General features: G+C 70.8%; 15 protein-coding genes. 8 read left to right on the forward strand and 7 right to left on the reverse strand.

What is annotated here, in order from left to right:
• Positions 1-6: 6 nt before the first annotated feature.
• Complete coding sequence (locus MYSTI_RS13060; protein WP_015348228.1) at positions 7-1,722, reverse strand: CotH kinase family protein; 1,716 nt, start codon at positions 1,720-1,722, stop codon at positions 7-9.
• 96 nt (positions 1,723-1,818) lie between these two features.
• On the reverse strand, positions 1,819-2,490 hold the full coding sequence (locus tag MYSTI_RS13065) for an abortive infection system antitoxin AbiGi family protein (RefSeq protein ID WP_233278256.1): 672 nt from the start codon (positions 2,488-2,490) through the stop codon (positions 1,819-1,821).
• A 259-nt stretch (positions 2,491-2,749) separates the two neighbouring features.
• Here MYSTI_RS13065 and MYSTI_RS13070 point away from each other — a divergent pair, with 259 nt between their 5' ends.
• The 4 genes from MYSTI_RS13070 (at position 2,750) to MYSTI_RS13085 (ending at position 6,704) form a co-directional block, all read left to right on the forward strand.
• The gene (locus MYSTI_RS13070) at positions 2,750-3,667 is read left to right on the forward strand and encodes a hypothetical protein (RefSeq protein ID WP_015348230.1); all 918 of its coding nucleotides are present in this window, start codon (positions 2,750-2,752) and stop codon (positions 3,665-3,667) included.
• A 217-nt stretch (positions 3,668-3,884) separates the two neighbouring features.
• Entirely contained in the window at positions 3,885-4,286 is a 402-nt protein-coding gene (locus MYSTI_RS13075; RefSeq protein ID WP_015348231.1) for a TonB family protein, read from the forward strand.
• Positions 4,287-4,347: 61 nt separating this feature from the next.
• Positions 4,348-5,073: a purine-nucleoside phosphorylase gene (gene deoD, locus MYSTI_RS13080; protein ID WP_015348232.1), complete on the forward strand. Its 726-nt coding sequence runs from the start codon at positions 4,348-4,350 to the stop codon at positions 5,071-5,073.
• Between the two features lie 176 nt (positions 5,074-5,249).
• Positions 5,250-6,704, forward strand: coding sequence for a penicillin-insensitive murein endopeptidase (locus MYSTI_RS13085; RefSeq protein WP_015348233.1), 1,455 nt, complete (start codon positions 5,250-5,252; stop codon positions 6,702-6,704).
• A 34-nt stretch (positions 6,705-6,738) separates the two neighbouring features.
• Here the strand turns inward: MYSTI_RS13085 and MYSTI_RS40720 are convergent, their stop codons facing one another.
• Genes MYSTI_RS40720 through MYSTI_RS13100 form a run of 3 tightly spaced genes read right to left on the reverse strand, consistent with a single transcriptional unit; the run spans position 6,739 to position 9,733 of the window.
• Positions 6,739-8,502, reverse strand: coding sequence for a caspase family protein (locus tag MYSTI_RS40720; RefSeq protein WP_015348234.1), 1,764 nt, complete (start codon positions 8,500-8,502; stop codon positions 6,739-6,741).
• Entirely contained in the window at positions 8,502-9,251 is a 750-nt protein-coding gene (locus MYSTI_RS13095; protein WP_015348235.1) for a hypothetical protein, read from the reverse strand. The genes MYSTI_RS40720 and MYSTI_RS13095 overlap by 1 nt, the downstream gene beginning before the upstream one ends.
• On the reverse strand, positions 9,248-9,733 hold the full coding sequence (locus tag MYSTI_RS13100) for an RNA polymerase sigma factor (protein WP_015348236.1): 486 nt from the start codon (positions 9,731-9,733) through the stop codon (positions 9,248-9,250). Before MYSTI_RS13100 ends, MYSTI_RS13095 begins: the two co-directional genes overlap by 4 nt.
• A gap of 98 nt (positions 9,734-9,831) precedes the next feature.
• Here MYSTI_RS13100 and MYSTI_RS13105 point away from each other — a divergent pair, with 98 nt between their 5' ends.
• Entirely contained in the window at positions 9,832-10,713 is an 882-nt protein-coding gene (locus MYSTI_RS13105) for an alpha-ketoglutarate-dependent dioxygenase AlkB (RefSeq protein ID WP_015348237.1), read from the forward strand.
• 12 nt (positions 10,714-10,725) lie between these two features.
• Here MYSTI_RS13105 and MYSTI_RS13110 read toward each other — a convergent pair whose 3' ends face one another.
• Positions 10,726-11,979 (reverse strand): DEAD/DEAH box helicase, encoded by a 1,254-nt coding sequence (locus tag MYSTI_RS13110; protein WP_015348238.1) that lies wholly within the window; start codon positions 11,977-11,979, stop codon positions 10,726-10,728.
• A gap of 79 nt (positions 11,980-12,058) precedes the next feature.
• Between MYSTI_RS13110 and MYSTI_RS13115 the strand changes: the two genes are divergently transcribed.
• Complete coding sequence (locus tag MYSTI_RS13115; RefSeq protein WP_015348239.1) at positions 12,059-12,520, forward strand: PIN domain-containing protein; 462 nt, start codon at positions 12,059-12,061, stop codon at positions 12,518-12,520.
• Between the two features lie 76 nt (positions 12,521-12,596).
• Positions 12,597-13,610 carry a zinc-dependent alcohol dehydrogenase family protein gene (locus MYSTI_RS13120; protein ID WP_015348240.1) on the forward strand — a complete coding sequence of 338 codons (1,014 nt, stop codon included), beginning with the start codon at positions 12,597-12,599 and terminating at the stop codon, positions 13,608-13,610.
• 129 nt (positions 13,611-13,739) lie between these two features.
• On the opposite strand, the gene MYSTI_RS44590 is transcribed toward MYSTI_RS13120, so the two are convergent.
• A complete protein-coding gene (locus MYSTI_RS44590) occupies positions 13,740-16,316 on the reverse strand; it encodes an RIO1 family regulatory kinase/ATPase domain-containing protein (protein WP_015348241.1) in 2,577 nt (858 codons plus the stop codon).
• Positions 16,317-16,771: 455 nt separating this feature from the next.
• Between MYSTI_RS44590 and MYSTI_RS13130 the strand changes: the two genes are divergently transcribed.
• Complete coding sequence (locus MYSTI_RS13130) at positions 16,772-17,446, forward strand: EF-hand domain-containing protein (protein WP_015348242.1); 675 nt, start codon at positions 16,772-16,774, stop codon at positions 17,444-17,446.
• The last annotated feature ends 148 nt before the right edge of the window (positions 17,447-17,594 follow it).

Below are 17,594 nucleotides of genomic sequence, written 5' to 3' on the forward strand. Positions count from 1 at the left end.
TCCGTCTCACGGGAGCTGGGACTGGAGCGCGGGCCAGCGGGTGCGCACCCACTGGCGCACGTACTCCAGTTCCTGCTCGTAGGTGTTGAAGTCGGTGCGCTTGTACCAGTCGGGGAAGTTGCCCGCGCCGATGCTCCCGGGCTTGCCGAACGCGCGGTACTCCAGTTGCCACCGCGCCCAGTCCCGCTTCGCCACGGCCGAGGTCTCCTTCTCGTAGCGGTCGATGAGCGCGAGCACGGTCTCCAGCTTCAGCTCGTTGCCCAGCAGCGCCTTGTAGCGCTCGCGCATGGGCCTGGCGAAGGTGGGCTCCTCGAGCAGCCGCTCGAAGATGCGGTTCTGCGAGGCGAAGTTCATGCGGGTGGTGGGCCAGGTGCGCGTGGTGTCGAAGTTCTGGCCCAGGCTCGCGTCCAGGTCCCACGGGATGAAGCGCCAGGGGCCTTTCGTGCCCGGGTCATAGGCGTGGTAGGCGTTCTTGCCTTGGGAGTCCGTCCCCAGGATGAGCGTGTTGAAGATCCACCAGTCCTGGTAGTCGCGCAGGTTGGCGCGCTGGGGGAACTGGGCGCGGAACGTCGCGTCGTCGGCGTCCGCGACGAAGGCGACGAAGTCCTCCAGGTGGTCCCACGCGTGGGCCTGGCCCATGGGCGGCTCGCCGACCTTCTTCTCGAAGCCCTCGCGCAGCGACGCCTTGGGCTGTCCGTCCCGGCGCAGGCGGGAGAAGTTGGCCTCCTTCTCCACCGCCTTGAAGAGGTCCGAGTCCTTGTCCAGGCCGTTCTGGGCCATCAGCCTCTTGTGCGGCAGGTCGGCCACCGTGAAGAGGCCCATGAAGCGGTTGTTGGCGTAGACGACGGCGCTGAAGACGGGGACGCGGACGTGCTCCTTCGACATGCGGTTCCACAGGTCGAACGCCAGCCGCGTGCGCACGTAGGAGTTGTCGTTGAAGGTGGAGATGAGCGCCACGCGCTTTCGCGCGAGGAAGCCGTCGCCGAAGACGGGCTCGTTGAAGAGGTCGTCGTCGGGGAACTTCAGCGTGAGGCTGCGCTTGGGGAAGGCGCCGGAGGTGGCGCCGCGGAACTTGGCCTCGAGGGCGTAGGTGTGTCCCCGGTAGGTGAGCTGCGCGGGACGGTAGCCGCCGCCCGTGAGGCCCGGCGGGGTGGGGTAGGTGAGGTGGAAGACGGGGAGGCCGTACTCCTCGCTGTAGGCCGCCGGGTCGACGATGCGCACGTTGCCCGGGGCGCCGTCGTTCTCCGCCACGCCCACCTTGAGGGTGCCCGTCTCGCCGGAGCCCTGCTCACGGAACACCAGGTTCCACACGGCCGCCTGGTCCCGGCCCGGCGTCCAGCGCAGCGTGGCCGTGGCCGCGTCGAAGGTGGCTCCGGGAGGAAGGTTGTCCACGGCGAAGCGCACCCCCGCGGGAGTGGCGCCGGTGGAGCACGTCACGGTGACGGTCAGGGCCTGGCCCTCGGTGAGCCAGCGAGGAGCGCCCGCGGTGGGGCTGCATCGAGGCCCCGCGTCAGGGACCTCCTGCGGCTCCGGCGTGCCTGAGTCGGGCGTCTCCTGCGGCTCCGGGGGGCCCGCGTCGGGTGGCTCCTCTCGAGGGTCGACGGGAGGTGGCGGTGCATCCGGGGGCGGGCTTCCTCCACACGCCAGCGTCAGCACCACGACACATGCCAGTACGCCGCGCGACAAGCTCCTCCTGGCCACCGTGCAACCCCCCGAGTCCATGTCCGGCTCGAAGGAATAGGCACTCCACGCCGCGCTGACAGTCCCCCCATCCCCGCCCGGCTGTCCGCTCCTGGACGCCGTGGGTGTGCGGCGGGGTCATCCCGCCTTGAGCCGCACGGAGTCCTCGGCGTGTCGCTCCAGCGCCTGGGCAATCTGGGAGGCCGACCACAGCGGATCCAGACAGGGGCAGAAGTAGCCCGGCCCCGCCTTCTCCCGGACAGCCCACTCGAAGAAGCCGCGCGCGGTGGCGTGGAGCTCCTCCGGCAGGAAGAGCACCGCCACGTCGTACTCGGTGAAGCGCAGCAGGCCCGGCACGCGCCACTCCCGCTCCCAGTCGAAGCGGTACTGGTAGGGCGCGTTGCTGGAGTCTCCCTGGATGTCCACGAAGGGCGTCATGGACCAGAGCGGATGGGCTCGCGAGTCCGAGGTGGCCAGGGCTTCGTCCACCTGGTGCTTGAGCGCGAGGTGCGCGGGGGAGGCGTATTGGACGTACCAGACGGGGCCGCCGCCCTGGGACAGGATGAAGCTCTTGCGGAAGCCGATGCCGTAGAGGCTGCGGCGATGGACCAGCCTGGCGAGCTGGTCGAACGGAATCTCGCTGAAGCAGACCGCGCGGTGGCGCTCGGCGACCTGGGGCTCCTTGCGCGCGAGGCCAAAGCCCTGGGCGCCGGGGATGAGCGTCCGCGTGCCCAGGATGTTCATCATGTTCTGGTACGCGTCGCGAAACGGGGGCCCGGGCTTCGTGAAGTGCACCACGAAGTCGGACATGTCTCGCCACTGGGAATGAGTCTGATAGCCGAGCATCGTCCCGCCGCGGCTACTGTCCCGGAGCACGGTGGGTGGTGCAACCCGCCTGCATTCGCCATCCAGGTGCATGGCCGGGGCGCGGGCGGGGAGCCGACGGCTCGGCGGTGAGGGCAGGCGGGCGCTCCGGGCGCTTTCTCCCGCCGCCTGCCTGGGTGCCAGTCGGCGCGGAGGGAGCCCAGCTTTGTCGAGCGGTGTGTGTCTTCGCCCTGGGGAGTGTGTGATGGGCCACGAAGGACGGTTGTCGCCGGTCGAGCTGCTGAGGCGGGTCACCTTCTCGTTGGAGCAGCTCGCGGTGCAGGGGCTGGCGAGCGGCGTGGTCCGAGGCGCCTCGGCCGGGCTCCAGGCGGAGCTGCCAGCGCTCGACGGTCAGCTTCGCGCGCTCATCGAGGACGGCGTGGCGCTTCTGGCCCGCATCGTCGAGGCCGTCGCCGACAAGCCCCCGGGCACGTGGACGCGGACGATGGCGCAGAGCGCGGTGTCGGGAGCGGTGGAGGAGCTGCGGCGCTCGATGCCGGGCGTGGATGCGCTGTCACGAGAGCTCGTCGAGCGGGTGAACGCCTGGTTGGATCGCTCGTCCGAGGCGGCGGCGCTGCACAACCGCGAGCTGCGCGAGCCCGGGGCCCGAGCGCGGGAGCTGGCCACAGGGGCGGTGAAGGGGGTGGTGAAGGAGCTGGAGACCGCCTTGCCGGCGCTGTCACCCATGGGCGCCCAGGTCGCGTCCCAGGCGGGGCGCGGGTTCATCCAGGGCTTCGGGGAGGCGCTGGAGGCTCGCTCCGAGACGTTCGACGAGGTGCTGGACGAGGCGGGACGGCGGCTGGTCCACGCGGTGGTGGAGCAGCTGGACCAGGAGCTGCGGGCCCTGCGCGCACGCACCGAGCTGGACGTGGGGGGCGCCGTCGCATCCATGGCCGAGCGCACCGCGAGCGCGACGGTGCGCGGCGCCTCCGAGGAGCTGAGGCGTCAGGTCCGCGCGACGCGCGAGGCGGGACAGGTGCCGTCGCTGCGCACGGCCAGTCGCGAGGTGACGCTGGGCGTGCTCTCGGCCTTGTCGGAGCGGCTGCTCCGGCCGCTGGCGGTGATGACGGGCGTGGGGGGCGCACTCGCGCTCACCGCGTTCACCCTGACCCGGCGGCGGTGATGAAGGGCGCTCACCGCGTTCACCGCGTTCACCCTGACCCGGCGGCGGTGATGAAGGGGGGCGCTCGCGCTCACCGCGTTCACCCTGGCCCGGCGGCGGTGATGAAGGGGGGCGCTCGCGCTCACCGCGTTCACCCTGACCCGGCGGCGGTGCGACTTCCCGGGCACGGGCACCGCGCGCTGGGCGGCCCCCCGCGCCGCGACTACGATGGCGCGCCATGCTCCGTTCCCGCTCGCTGCCCCTGGTCGTCCTGCTCTCGCTGGCCGTGGCCCCCCTGGCGCTGGCCGCCGCGGGGCCCCAGCTCCAGGCCTTCTTCTCGCCCGAGCTGAAGAGCACCGCGTACCAGCAGCGCGTCTACGCGCAGGTCGCCGGCAAGTGGAAGCAGCCCGGGAAGAAGGGGTTGCCGGCCGTGGGGGGAAAGACGGTGGTCCAGGCGGTGCTGGGCCGCGACGGCAAGCTCCTCTCGGCGGTGGTGACGACGGAGTCCGGCTCCAAGAGCTGGGACGCGGCGGCGCTGTCCGCCGTGCAGAAGGCCGCGCCCTTCGCGCCACTGCCCAAGGACTATTCCCTGGCCACGCTGGACGCGCACTTTCACGTCGCGTGGGTGTCCTCTCCCTGAAACAAGCAGGCTCGGTTTGGCCATCGCGGGGAAGCGCACGGAGCGTATATGGTGCGCCCCCATGGCAACCCCTCATATCTCCGCCGCACCCGGCGACTTCGCCGACGTGGTGCTGATGCCCGGTGACCCCCTCCGGGCTCGCTACATCTCCGAGCGCTTCCTGACCGACGCCCGCGGCGTCACGTCCGTGCGCAACATGTTTGGTTTCACCGGCACCTATCAGGGGCGCCGGGTGTCGGTGATGGGCCATGGCATGGGCGTGCCGTCCATCTCCATCTACGCAACCGAGCTCATCAAGGTCTACGGCTCGAAGGTGCTCATCCGCGTGGGGAGCTGCGGCGCGCTTCGCACGGACGTGAAGCTGCGGGATGTCATCGTGGCCACCGGTGCGGGCACGGACTCGAAGGTGAACCGGATGCGGCTGATGGGGCACGACTTCCCGGCCGTGGCGGACTTCCAGCTCGCGCGGTGGGCCATGGAGTCGGCCGAGCGTCGCGGCAAGTCGGTGCGCGCCGGCTCCGTCTTCACCTCGGACCTGTTCTACCACCCGCAGGAGGAGCTCAACTCGGTGCTGGAGAAGATGGGCGTCCTCGCCATCGAGATGGAAGTCGCCGGCCTCTACGGCGTGGCGGCGGAGTTCGGCGCCCGGGCCCTGGCGCTGCTCACCGTGTCGGACCACCTCAAGTCGGGGGAGGCCCTGTCGCCGCAGGACCGGCAGACCTCGTTCGACGAGATGATCGAGCTGGCGCTCGACGTCGCGCTCAAAGTCCCCGCGACGACGCCCTGAGCGCGAAAACCCCGCGCCCGATGTGCGGTAGGGGGCACTCCAGGAGCGCCCTCCAGGGCAGGGAGGCGTAAAAAGTCAGGGAGGGGCTTTGTGCTCGAACGATTCTCGGGCAATTCTGCGGCCCGGTGCGTTACCCCATCTGGCTCCTCTTGGTCTGCGCAGGCTGTGCCGGGCGCATGGTTCCTCCTTCGGGCGGCGATGCCGCCCTTGCGTCCGTTCGCTCGCCAGGGCTGACGGCGGCGCCCGAGCAGACAGCTCCGGCGCCCGCTGAAGCCCCGGCGGCCGCGGTGCCCGTGGCGACAGTGGAGGCGCCGGCCCCCGGCGCGCAGGCTCCCGCGGCCGACGAGAGCTGCGCGCTGTCCGCGGAGGACCTGGAGGGCGACGACGACACCTCGGAGGCAGGTGACGCCGAGGGCGACGTCGGCGAGGGCGAGACGCCCGTTGTCGGTGGCGAGGTCCCCACGGGGCCGCTGTACACGGCGGACATCTCCGACGAGGAGCTGGCGCGGCGCTGGAAGGGTGACGTCGCGGCGCTGGGCTCCATGGCGGTGGGCTTCGCGCACAGCGGCCGGCTGGTGAATGGCGTGCAGTTCCCCAAGGGCGACGATTGGATTGTCGTCTCGCCCGAGATTGCGTGGGGCACGCAGGAGAGCATCGACTACATGGTGGCCGCCATCAAGGAGGTGCGTGCGCGCTACCCCTTCGCGCCGCTCCTGCGCGTCAACGGCATCAGCAACAAGGACGGCGGCCACAAGCGTCCGCACAAGAGCCACCAGAACGGCCGGGACGTGGACGTCGGCTTCTACTACCCGACGGTGGACCCCATCCGTGAGCGCGAGCGCGAGAAGTACATCAACGTGCCGCTCAACTGGGCGCTGGTCCGCGCCGTGGTGACGAAGACGGACATCCAGCTCATCCTCGTCGACAAGCGCGTGCAGAAGGTGCTGTACGACTACGCGCTGTCGGTGGGCGAGGACAAGGCGTGGCTGGATTCGCTGTTCAGCCCCGTGGGCATCATCCGGCACGCGCGCCGCCACCGGGACCACTTCCACATGCGCTTCCACAATCCGCGCGCCCAGGAGCTGGGGCGGCGGGTGCAGCCGCTCCTGGCGCTCCAGCCCGAGCACAACGTGACGACGCACCGCGTGCGCTCGGGCGACACGCTGGGCGGCATCGCGCTGCGCTACGGGTCGACGGTGACGCTGATTCGCAAGGCGAACCGGATGCGCAACACGTTCCTGCGCGCGGGGCAGCGGCTGTCCGTTCCTCTGCGCGGGCCGTGCACCCACTGCCCGGTGCCGCCGCCCGTGGTGCTGCCGTCGCGCAACCTGCCGCCCGAGCCGAAGGCGCCCCTGGTGGCCGCCGCCCCCAGCGCCGAGCAGTCCCCGGTGGCCTCGAACTGCGTGAAGCCCGCGGCGCCGGTGGACCAGGCCACCACCGCCGCGGCCGCCGCGTCCGGTGCCGTGACGCCGGCCTCCGCGCTCCCCGCTGCTCAGCCCGCGTCGACGCTGGTCGACAGCGCCCCGCCCTCCGCGGCCGCGCTGCCCATCCAACCCGCGCCAGCCGCCATGGACGTGAGCGGGGCCGCCGCGCCGCCAGCGAACATCGTGGTGCCGACTCCTGCTCCGTAGCGCCCGCGCGCGGACCGCGAGCCGCCCACCCGCGCTAGAGGGGCATCCTCAGGCCCAGGTCCAGCGCGGGGAGGACTCGCACGTCGTTCTTGTCATCGACGCGCATGAAGACGACGGGCACCCGGCCGCCGATGAGCAACGCCAGCTCCGGCATGAGGTACACGCCGAAGGAGGCCACGGGCACCGCGGCCGGGCCCACCGTCCAGAAGGTCCTCCCCGGAGGGGACTGCACCACGAGCTGCACGCTCGCCTCGAGTCCCAGCGACAGCTCCGTGTGGCGCCCTCGCTTCTTCCACGCGTAGCCCATCCCCACGCCGGAGATGAACTCGCCGCTGTCGTTGCGGCTGCCCTTGCCCAGCTCGAGCGAGAACGTCAGTCCTCGCGCCTTGGCTTGCGACACCTCCAGGCGGACCGTCAGCAGGGCTCCGGAGGGCTCGATCACCGTGTGGCGCGCGCCCATCGACATGCTCAGCTCCCGCTTGATGGTGGGTGACTCCGGGAAGAAGTCCTCGAAAGGGGAGGGCAGCCGGGAGACGTCCCGCCCCGAGGGGGGCGTGGTCACCGCCACGGTGTCGGGGGCCGCGTTCAACGGCGCCGGAGACAGCGGCTGCTCACCCGGCAGCGCCTCGCCCACCCGGGGCCTCTCCCAGGACGAGGACTTCGACTCCCGACTCACCGCGCCCGCGAGCAGCGCCGCGGCCGATGACGGCTTGGCCGCGCCTTCCCCGGCGGACTCGAGCGCGCCCTTCGCCAGGCCCGCCAGGGCCTTCTGTCCCACGGGCTGGAGGTCCGCCCAGCCCACCTTGAGCACCTGTCCCCAGGACGCGTTCACGGTGCCGATGTACTGCTGGCCCCCGCGCCACGCGCGCAGCTCGTACTCCCCCGGCGGCACCGCGAGCCGAGGCACCGCGCCCAGCCCCAGCTCCGCGAGCACGGGGCCTCGGCCGGTGCGCAGCAGCAGCGCGCGCTCGAAGTCCGGCGGCAACTCCAGCGCCGTGCCGGGGCTCGGCAGCTGCGTGAGCACCAGCTCGCCCTTGCCCGTCAGCCGGTAGGCATACGCCGGATGCTGCGCGCCGGTGAGCACGTCCGCCGTCGCGGAGACCGTGTGGAAATAGGCGTACTGATACGCCTCCCCCAGCGTCACCAGCCCATCCCCGGACGCATCCGCCGCGCCCCTCAGCCCCGAGACCAGGTGGTGCGTGAAGAGGGAGCCGCCGACCTCGCGCGACTCCAACGCCAGCTCGTCCTCCGCGCTGGAGGTGAGCAGCGCATGGCCCGTGCTGTGGACTTCATCCGTCAGCCGCAGCTCGAACGAGGGCCCGGGACGCCCGCCCTTGAACTGCAGCAGCGCGCCGCTGCGACAGCTGTCGACGATGGCCAGCCGCACATCCGCGCGGGTGGCCTCCAGCCAGTTGCGCAAGTCCTTGTACGGCAGGCGCTCCGTGCCCAGCTCCAGCGCCACGCCGTCCGAGTGCCCGGAGAAATAGAAGAGCAGCACCACCCGCGTGTCGGGCGCGCCCCGCAGCGAGTCGACCTTCTTCGCCGCCGTCTCCAAGGCCCGACGCACCGTGGCCAGGTCCTTGCCCTGCAGGACGATGAGGTCCGAGGCCGCCACGTCTCCCAGCTCCGAGAGGACTCCCGCCAGCTTCGCGGCGTCCGCTTCGGCGTAGCGCAAGGGGGGCCGGGTTCCGCTGCCCACGTTGTGGCCCACCAGCACGGCGATGCGACGGGTGCCGGCCTGGGCCGGCAAGGTGGCGCACAACACGGCGGCGAGCACGAAGCAGCGGATGACGGTCATCACGGCTGGGTCTTCTCGAAGAGGAAGGTGACTTGGGCTCCAGCGGGTACCGCCAGTCGCGTGCGGTCGCGAATGACGTCGGGCCCCCCGGCCGAGAGCTCCTTGAGCGCTGGTGCCACGGACTCGAAAGTCAGTGGCTGCCGCGAGAAAAAGGCGAACAGTCGCTCGGGGCCAGGGGCGTTGTCGAGTACCACGCTCCCGGGAATCTCCACGGGCAGGCCATTCGAGGGCAGCAGCCCGCTCTGGGTTCCACCAAAGGGGTAGTACGTATTCACCTGCCCGGCGCCATCCACCGACACCACCAGGACGAAGGGGAGACCCTCTCCCTCCACCACGAAGCGCACCTGGTCTCCGGGCGCCAGCGCCTCGCCTTCCTCCACCTTCCACGTGCGCTCGCCGCGGTGCGCGAAGAGCTGGAAGATGGCGCCTCCCTTGGGCGAGAACTCGGGCTCCTCGGGGGGGACCCAGAGGAGCGCCACCGCGAGCAGCGCGGCGGAGCAGGCGGCCAGCGCGGGCGTCCACCAGCGCAGGCGGCTGCCCCAGGGCGCCGCTCGCGAGGGGAGCGAGTCGGCGCGAGGGAGCACATAGGCCACGAAGTGCCGCCGGTACGAAGCGAGCTCCTCGGCGCGTGCGCGACAGGTGAGGCACGCGGCCAGGTGGGCCTGGGTGGTGTCGCGCTCCTGAGGGGGGAGCGCATCCATCGAGAGGGCCTCCAACTTGAGGTTGGAGACATGGGAGGGGGCGTTCATGCGGGCGGCCTCCCGGCGAGCGCGTGTGCGTGCCGGTGGAAGTCAGCGAGGCGGTTGACGACGGTGCGACGGGAGATTCCAAGCACCTGGGCCACCTCGTCCTGCGTCATTCCATCGGCGAGGTGGAGCCAGGCGACTTCCGCCACTTTCGGGGGGGCTGTGGCGATGAGGCGCCGGGCCAGGTCCCGGTCCTCCAGAAGTCGCTCGGAATCGAGTCCTGGGACATCCGGGACGTCGGCGACAGGCAGGGCACGGCGATGCCGGTCCCTCGCCTGGTTGAGGCAGTAGTTGGTGGCGACGCGGTAGATCCACGCCAGCGCATGCTGGGCGTCCGGCGCACGCTCCAACTGGCGGTGGAGGCGAAGGAAGGTCTCCTGGGTCGCGTCCGCCGCCGCGGCGTCATCACCCAGAATCTGCCGGCACCGGGCGTAGAGCGACGGCCCGTAGGTGCGGTACAGCGTGTGGAGGCGATCTTCGGACATGGTGTTTTCGAGTTCCGGCCAACCCAACGAACACCCGGGGTCCAGGGATTGCGCAAGGGCTCCAGCGGAACGGGGTGCTGTGGTAGCACGGGGCGCTCATGGCACTCCCCCCCCGCCGAGGCCCGTCGCTGGCCCACAAGGCCCGGCAGCGCAGCCCTGGCCACCACTACAACGCGAGCTTCCTGTCCTCGGTGGACCGGGCGGACATCCTGACCTGGCTGGGAGGGCTGCACCCGCTCTGGGAGGAGCGCTACTCCAAGCACTTCCCGCCGCCCCCGGGGCAGCAGCAGCGGCGCCTCCTCCGGCCGGTGTACTGGCTGGGCAACTGGCAGTTCGCTTGTCTGGACTACTACCGCCCCCCGAAGGGGGTGCTCAACCGGTGCGTGAAGGCGGAGCCCTTCCCGGCGGTGCTCCAGCGGCAGGTGACGAAGGTGGAGGAGTTGGCGCGGCGCATGTTCCGAGGCCCGGACCTGCCCAAGGGCTGGCACCTCAACACCTGCCTGGTGAACTTCTACGGCAGCCGCCTGGAGGAGGACCGCTGGGTGGACACGGCCCGGGTGGGGGAGCACAAGGACTTCGAGCCGGGGCCCGTGGCCTCGCTGTCCTTTGGCGAGCGGGCGCTCATCCAGTTCGTCACGTCGACCCGCCCGGGGGAGCGCGACGCGGTGGTGCTGGAGCAGTGGCTGGACGACGGCTCGCTGGAGCTGTTCGGCGGGAAGCAGTGGAAGGAGGAGACGTTCCACCGCGTGCAGCGGGTGGACACGCGCGAGGGCCATGACCTGGCGCCGAAGCTCCCGGACTTCCGGACGCGCCGCATCAACCTCACGTTCCGCTACGTCCCGGACGTCCACGTGACGCCGTTCGCCGCGCTGTCCACGGAGGCGCGCGAGGACGTGCGCGGCTACATGGAGCGGCTCGCGAAGGGCAGCGCCTTCTTCCGCGCGGAGCTCGCGCGAGAGGCCCGGCCGCCAGCGCCCTGACGTCGCGGGCGCTCAGTCGCGGCGGGGCTTGCGGTGGGTGCGCGCGTGGCGTCCCTCGGGTTGTCCCGGGGAGCGCGGCGCGGTGTCCTGCTGCGGCGGGCCCGGGTCCTTCTGCGAGGCGAGGAAGTGCGTCCAGGCCTCCTGGAACACGGGGTCCTCGCGGGGCACGGGGACGCGGGGAATCTGTCCTCGCATGATGCGCTCGATGCGCTCCACCACGTCCTTGTCGCGCGAGGTGGCGAACGTGGAGGCGACTCCGCTGGCCTGTGCGCGCGCGGTGCGGCCGATGCGGTGGACGTAGTCCTCGGGAGAGTGGGGCAGGTCGAAGTTGATGACCTGGCCCACGTCTTCCACGTCGAGCCCGCGCGCGGCGATGTCCGTGGCCACGAGGCAGCGGTAGGTCCCCTTGCGGAAGCCCTCGAGCGCCTGTCGGCGCTGGTTCTGCGTGCGGTCCGCGTGCAGCACCGCGCTCTTGTGGCCCGCGCGCTGGAGGGTGCGGAGGACCTTGTCGGCGCGCTCCTTCGACTTCGCGAAGACGAGCGCCGTGGTGGAGTCCTGGGCGAGCAGGGAGAGCAGGAGCGCGGACTTCTCCTCCGGCTTGACGATGTAGAGGCGCTGCTCGGCGCGCTCGGCGGGGGTGCCGCTGCGAGTGACGGCCACTCGCACGGGACGGACCAACTGCTCGCGGGCGAAGCGCCCCACGTCCGCGCCCAGCGTCGCGGAGAAGAGCAGCGTCTGTCGCTTGCGAGGCAGCGCGGAGAGGATGCGCTGGAGCTGCGGCAGGAAGCCCATGTCGAGCATCCGGTCCGCTTCGTCGAGGACCAGGGCCTCGAGCTTGGGGAAGCGGGCGGCTCCGGTGTCGAGCAGGTCGACCAGTCGGCCCGGGGTGGCGAGGACGAAGGTGGGCTGGGCCTGGAGGGCCTCGACCTGGGCGCCCATGTCCTCGCCGCCGATGATGACGGTCTGCGTGAGGCCTCGGGCCTCGGCGAAGACCTGGACGGGTTCGGAGATCTGCTGCACGAGCTCGCGGGTGGGGGCGAGCACCAGTGCGAGGGTGCCCTTCTTGCTCGCGAAGCGCTCCACGAGGGGGAGCACGTAGGCGGCCGTCTTTCCGGTGCCCGTGGCCGCGCAGCCGATGACGTCCTTGCCGGCGAGGGCGGGGGGGATGGCCTGGGACTGGATGGGCGTGGGCTGGGTGAAGCGCACCCGGCGCAGCGCGCCGAGGGTGGCTTGAGACAGTCCGAGCCGTTCGAAGGAATCACTCACGGCTTGGGGGGTATCACGGCGGACGGTGGGATGGGAAAGAGCCTCGGGGGGCACTGTCGTCCGGTAGGTTGTGGCGTGAATGACTCCCGCGCTGCCGCCCCTGTCCGTGGTGCTCGACACCAACGTGGTCCTGGACCTCTACGTCTTCGAGGACCCCGCCACGCGGGTGTTGTGGGAGGCGCTGGAGGCGGGGCGGGTGGTGGCGTGGGTGGAGGAGGGGATGTTGGCGGAGCTGGGCTTCGTGCTCGCCTCGCGGAACTTCCTGCCTGGGCGGCAGGTGGACGCACGGCGGACGGCGCTCGAGCGCTATCGGGCGCGAGCGCGGTTGCTTCGTGAGGGGGAGGGGGCGCCGGTGGTGGAGTTGCCTCGGTGCAAGGACCGGGATGACCAGCGGTTCCTGGTGCTGGCCGCGCGGGCGCGGGTGGATTGGTTGGTGAGCAAGGACAAGCGGGTCCTCTCGATGGCGGACCGGCGCGAGCTGCCCTTCACCATCCTCACGCTCCGGCAGGCGGTGGCGAGGCTCGAAGCCTCGCGTGGCTGAGGCGGGCACTGTTCAGTGGGCGGGGTGTGGTGGAGGAGACTCCCGCGAGGACAGGGGGCGCGATAGAACGCGCCTCATGAAGGCCTACGAGATTCGCGGGAAGTTCGGGCTGGAGAACCTGGTGGCGTGTGAGCGGCCGGACCCCACGCCAGGACCGTTCCAGGTGCGGGTGCGGGTGAAGGCCACGAGCCTCAACTTCCGCGACTTGATGATGGTGGAGGGGCGCTACAACCCCTCGCTGAAGCTGCCCTTGATTCCGAACTCGGATGGCGCGGGTGTGGTGGACGAGGTGGGGCCGGGGGTGACGCGCGTGAAGCTGGGGGACCGGGTGATGGGGGCGTTCTCCCAGGCGTGGCTCGCGGGAGAGCCCTCGCGCGCGGTGCATCAGAGCGCGTTGGGTGGGCCGCTGGATGGCGCGTTGGCGGACACGATGGTGCTCCGGGAGGAGGGCGTGGTGGCGACGCCGGACTACCTGTCCGACGAAGAGGCGGCCACGTTGCCTTGCGCGGCGGTGACGGCGTGGAGCGCGTTGGTGACGCACGGCGCGGTGAAGGCGGGGGACGTGGTGTTGCTGCAGGGGACGGGAGGTGTCTCCATCTTCGCGCTGCAGATCGCGAAGCTGCTGGGGGCGCGCATCATCGTGACGTCGAGTCGCGACGAGAAGCTGGAGCGGGCGCGTGCGCTGGGGGCGCATGACGTCATCAACTACGTCACGACGCCGGACTGGGAGAAGGTGGCGCGGGGGCTCACGAAGAACGTGGGCGTGGACCACGTCGTGGAGGTGGGAGGGGCTGGGACGTTCGAGAAGTCACTGCGCGCGGTGCGGCCGGGCGGCACGGTGTCCGTCATTGGCGTGCTGAGTGGTGGTGCTGCGACGGTGCAGTTGACGCCGATCCTGATGCAGAACCTGCGGGTGCAGGGAGTCGTCGTGGGGCACCGCGAGAGCTTCGAGGCGCTCCTGCGGGCCTTCACCCAGCATGCGGTGCGTCCCGTGGTGGACCGGGTCTTCCCGTTCGAGGAGGCCGTGGCGGCGTTCCACCACCTCAAGAGTGGAGCGCACTTTGGGAAGGTCGTGGTGCGAGTGGGCTGAGGGGCCGGCCCGGTGGTGGTGCTCCACTCAAGAGTGGAGCGCACTTCGGGAAGGTCGTGGTGCGAGTGGGCTGAGGGGCCGGCCCGGTGGCGAGTTGTGCGCACCGGGACCGGCGGATGCCGTGACGCCTCAGGAGCCCGTTTCGGTGGGCCCTGAGTCGGACGGCGTGGAGGAGCGAGCCACGTAGCTCACCTGCGGCCCGCCACGAGCCGCGCGAGGGCCGCCCCGGTTCGAATTGGGGTGCTGCGGCCGAGCCCCATTGCCGTTCTGCCGGGGCTCTCGCATCACGTTGCCACTCGGAGCGGAGGCCGGTGCCGTGTTGACGGCGGGACGGCTCTCCACGATGGGTTGTGCTCCTCGACCCGGGCCTCCCCGGCGCTGCTCATTGCGAGGAGGCCGTGAGTCGTTCTGCCGGGCTGAACCGTTGGGGCCGCCCTGCTCGCCATTTCCGTTGTCGTAATGGCTGTTCGGCTCCGAGGACTGGCCATGGGCCTGGCGCTCATGTCGCTCGTTGCGACGTCCGCCCACGGGGGGACGAGGCGAACCGTTGCGAGCGTCCTCCGAACCCGCGCGAGCCGCGCCGTTGCGCGAGGTGCCCTGGTAGGACCGCTGGCCGTTGTTGCGTGGCTCACCGGTGGAGGACTCCGAGGCGCCACTGCGCGCATCGACCGAAGAAGCGTGCTGCTCGCCGAGATGCGCGTTGTCCGAATGGGATGCCGACCCATCGTTGCGTGCATCGCCCTGGGAGGAACGAGGTCCGCCATTGCGCCGGCCGCCCTGGGAGGCTCCGCGCGGACCGCCGTTGCGATTGTCACCCTGGCCGGAGCGAGGCCCACCGTTGCGTCGCTCTTCCAGAGAGAAGCCTTGGCCTTCGTTGGACGCATCGTCCTGGAAGGAGCGAGGCCCACCGTTGCGTCGCTCACCCCGAGAAGGCGCCTGCCCTCCGTGGGTTGCATCACTCTGGAAGTCAGAAGGGCCGCCGTTGCCCTGCTCACCTTGGGTGGGAGTTTGCCCCCCGTTGATGGAGTCGCCCTGGAAGGAGCGCGGACTTCCGTTGCGCCGCCCACCCTGGCCTCCGTTGCGAGTGTCGCCCCGGAAGGAACGAGGCCCACCATTGCGAGCATCGCCCTGTGAGGCGCCTTGCTCTCCTCTGGCCGCGTCGCCCTGGAAGGTGCCGGGACCTCCGTCGCGACGCCCACCCTGAGAGCCGTGGCCCCCGTTGCGAGTATCTCCCTGGAAGGAGCGAGGCCCACCATTGCGAGCATCACCCTGCGAAGAGCCTTGCCCTCCGTTGCGCGCATCGCCCTGCGAAGAGCCTTGCCCTCCGTTGCGAGCATCACCCTGGAAGGAGCGAGGCCCACCATTGCGAGCATCACCCTGCGAAGAGCCTTGCCCTCCGTTGCGAGCATCACCCTGCGAAGAGCCTTGCCCTCCGTTGCGAGCATCACCCTGGAAGGAGCGAGCCCCACCATTGCGAGCATCGCCCTGGAAGGAGCGAGGCCCACCATTGCGAGCATCACCCTGCGAAGAGCCTTGCCCCCCGCTGCGAGCATCACCCCGAGGCGGCGGCCGCGCCGTCGCTCCCCGTTGATCTCCACTCGCCGGTGCCGCACCCGTGCGCGAAGCCGACGGCGCTCCACTCCGCTGTGCCGCGGGCGTCGCGGGCCGGTTGTTGCCCTGGCGCGGAGGAGGACGCCCTCCACCCCGGCGCCCGCCTCGCTGCGGAGGCGACGCGGGCGGCTTGCCTCGCTCACCACCCCCCTGCCGAAGGACCAACGCCTCCAGCTCGCGCAGCTCCGCCTCTTCGGCCTCCTCGGGCGTCATCGCGGCCTTGGCCGGCTCGGGAGCCACCACCTCCTCTGGCTGAGCGCGGAAGTCGCGTCGCGGGCCTCCTTGCGGCCGCACGTCCGGGCGCCCATCCCGCGCACCTCCCTTGCCTCCCTGCCGACGAGGCGCCTCCCGGAAGTTCCCGGACGGCACGAACTCCGGCGTGAGCTCCCGCCGCACATACGCGTTCCAGATTTCGCCCGTGTCGCCCGACATCCCGTTCAGCCACGGCGCGAACGCCGCGAGGAACTCGCGCACGTTGTCCAGGTCTCGACGGAAGTAGAACTCCGCGCGGTTGTTGCGCGCGGCGGCGATGGTCTGCGGGAAGTCGATGATGGTGGGCCCCGCCCAACTCATCAGGATGTTGTACGGCGACAGGTCCCCATGGATGAGGTCCGCGCACAGCATGCTGATGACCTGCGCTCGCAGGTCCAGGTACATGTTCTGCGCATCCTCGGGGGTCGCCGGCGGAGCCTCCACCAGGCGCGGCGCCGGATGGCCCTCCGCGTCGACCACCACCTCCATCAGGAGGATGCCCTCGTAGAACATCACCGGCGTCGGGACTCGGACGCCCTGGGCGTGCAGCTTGTACAGCGAATCCGATTCGGCGCTCTTCCACGCCTCCTCGGCGGCGGCCTGCCCGAAGCGGCTGCCCTTCTCCATGGCGCGACGGGTCCGGGAGTTGCGCACTTCGCGCCCTTCCCGATAGCCCGCATTGTTGCGGAAGTTGCGCTCGTGGCGTTCCTTGTACAGCTTGGCGGCCACCACCTGCCCGGCGTGCTGGACAAGCCACACCTCCGCCTCCTTTCCCGTCTTCAACTGGCCGATGACGGCCTCGATGATTCCGTCGGCGAGGAGGGTCTCTAGCGAGTCATTCATTCCGAGGCGGAAGTCCTGAGGGGCTCGGGCGGGTGTACGCAGATGCGCGCGGGCGGCCCTGCTCGCTCCGCGCAATGGCATGTGAACATCGCGGAAGGCCCTCTTGCTACCGCCTTGACGCCGGGAGCTTCCGGAAGACCCAACGCTCGGCCTGCTAACAGTTTGTCTGTCGGCGTTCCAGGGTATCAATCGGCCAGCGGAGGGGGTGGGTCACGTCTGACCGTGCCCTGGAGGCCCGCGCGGTGTCATTTCCAGGACGCTGGGCGGACCTCCGGGACGAAGCCCGCAGCCCTGGCCGGTGGGCAGGCGGGCAGGGGGACTCGGGCGCACTGCGGGCCAGGGCGGGGAGGGGGCAGGGGGCCGAGAGGTCGGGCAGAGGGCGACTTGTACGCAGGGGACTGCCGACCCGCACCACGAGAGCGCTACGATGCGCGCCGCCCAGGAGGGGCTCACCCATGGCGACGAAGAAACGCAAGTCGAGTGCTGCGAAGAAGTCATCCCGGCGCGCCTCCACCGCGAAGAAGCCCGCGGCGAAGAAGTCCGCGGCACGAAAGGCCACCGCGAAGAAGGCCGCGACGCGAAAGAGCGCCGCGAAGAAGGGCTCGGCGAAGAAGAGCCCTGCGACGAAGAAGGGAGCTGCTCGCAAGAGCGCCGCGAAGAAGGGCGCGGCTCGGAAGAGCACCACCGCGAAGAAGAAGTCCGGCACCAGCGTGCGAGGTGGCAAGAAGGCCGCGAGTGCGTCCACGCCACGCACCGCCAGGCTGCCCCCTCCTCGGGAGACCCCCGCTCCGGTGGAGGTCTCCATCGTGGCCTGGGCGGAGCCCGTGGAGGAGGACACGCCGTTCGAGGAGCAGGTGGAGACCTCGTCCGCGGGCCTCCAGCCGCTCGCCCCCGAGCACGCGGCGGTGGACGAGCTGACCAGCTCCGGCAACGAGCTGCTCGACATCTTCCAGCGCTATGACCGCAACCGGACCGGCGCCATCGAGCGCGCGGAGTTCGCGCGGCTGCTGGAGGCGCTCGGGCAGAACGTCACGGACGAGGAGCTGGAGATCGCCCTGGACATCGTCGACACGGACAACACCGGGCGCATCTCCTGGAGCGAGTTCAAGGTCTGGTGGAACAGCCGCTAGGGCGGTGACGCCGGGCAGGCGGGCGCGAGGCCTTTCCGGGGACGGAAGGGCCGTGGTGTGCCGTCATGGCCGGAAGGCTCCCTCCTTGGACTGGGAGCCCAGGGCACACGTCCTCGGGAAGAGCGGCCGGAGTCCCGTGTTCGGGTGT

The sequence above is a fragment of the Myxococcus stipitatus DSM 14675 genome (genome assembly GCF_000331735.1).
Classification (GTDB): Bacteria; Myxococcota; Myxococcia; order Myxococcales; family Myxococcaceae; genus Myxococcus; species Myxococcus stipitatus.

Coding starts and splice junctions, on each gene's coding strand:
- deoD (WP_015348232.1), top strand. CDS start 4,348: ATGGCAACCCCTCATATCTCCGCCGCACCCGGCGACTTCGCCGACGTG.
- MYSTI_RS13115 (WP_015348239.1), top strand. CDS start 12,059: ATGACTCCCGCGCTGCCGCCCCTGTCCGTGGTGCTCGACACCAACGTG.
- MYSTI_RS13105 (WP_015348237.1), top strand. CDS start 9,832: ATGGCACTCCCCCCCCGCCGAGGCCCGTCGCTGGCCCACAAGGCCCGG.
- MYSTI_RS13130 (WP_015348242.1), top strand. CDS start 16,772: ATGGCGACGAAGAAACGCAAGTCGAGTGCTGCGAAGAAGTCATCCCGG.
- MYSTI_RS13120 (WP_015348240.1), top strand. CDS start 12,597: ATGAAGGCCTACGAGATTCGCGGGAAGTTCGGGCTGGAGAACCTGGTG.
- MYSTI_RS40720 (WP_015348234.1), bottom strand. CDS start 8,502: ATGACCGTCATCCGCTGCTTCGTGCTCGCCGCCGTGTTGTGCGCCACC.
- MYSTI_RS13075 (WP_015348231.1), top strand. CDS start 3,885: ATGCTCCGTTCCCGCTCGCTGCCCCTGGTCGTCCTGCTCTCGCTGGCC.
- MYSTI_RS13060 (WP_015348228.1), bottom strand. CDS start 1,722: ATGGACTCGGGGGGTTGCACGGTGGCCAGGAGGAGCTTGTCGCGCGGC.
- MYSTI_RS44590 (WP_015348241.1), bottom strand. CDS start 16,316: ATGAATGACTCGCTAGAGACCCTCCTCGCCGACGGAATCATCGAGGCC.
- MYSTI_RS13070 (WP_015348230.1), top strand. CDS start 2,750: ATGGGCCACGAAGGACGGTTGTCGCCGGTCGAGCTGCTGAGGCGGGTC.
- MYSTI_RS13085 (WP_015348233.1), top strand. CDS start 5,250: ATGGTTCCTCCTTCGGGCGGCGATGCCGCCCTTGCGTCCGTTCGCTCG.
- MYSTI_RS13100 (WP_015348236.1), bottom strand. CDS start 9,733: ATGTCCGAAGATCGCCTCCACACGCTGTACCGCACCTACGGGCCGTCG.
- MYSTI_RS13095 (WP_015348235.1), bottom strand. CDS start 9,251: ATGAACGCCCCCTCCCATGTCTCCAACCTCAAGTTGGAGGCCCTCTCG.
- MYSTI_RS13065 (WP_233278256.1), bottom strand. CDS start 2,490: ATGTCCGACTTCGTGGTGCACTTCACGAAGCCCGGGCCCCCGTTTCGC.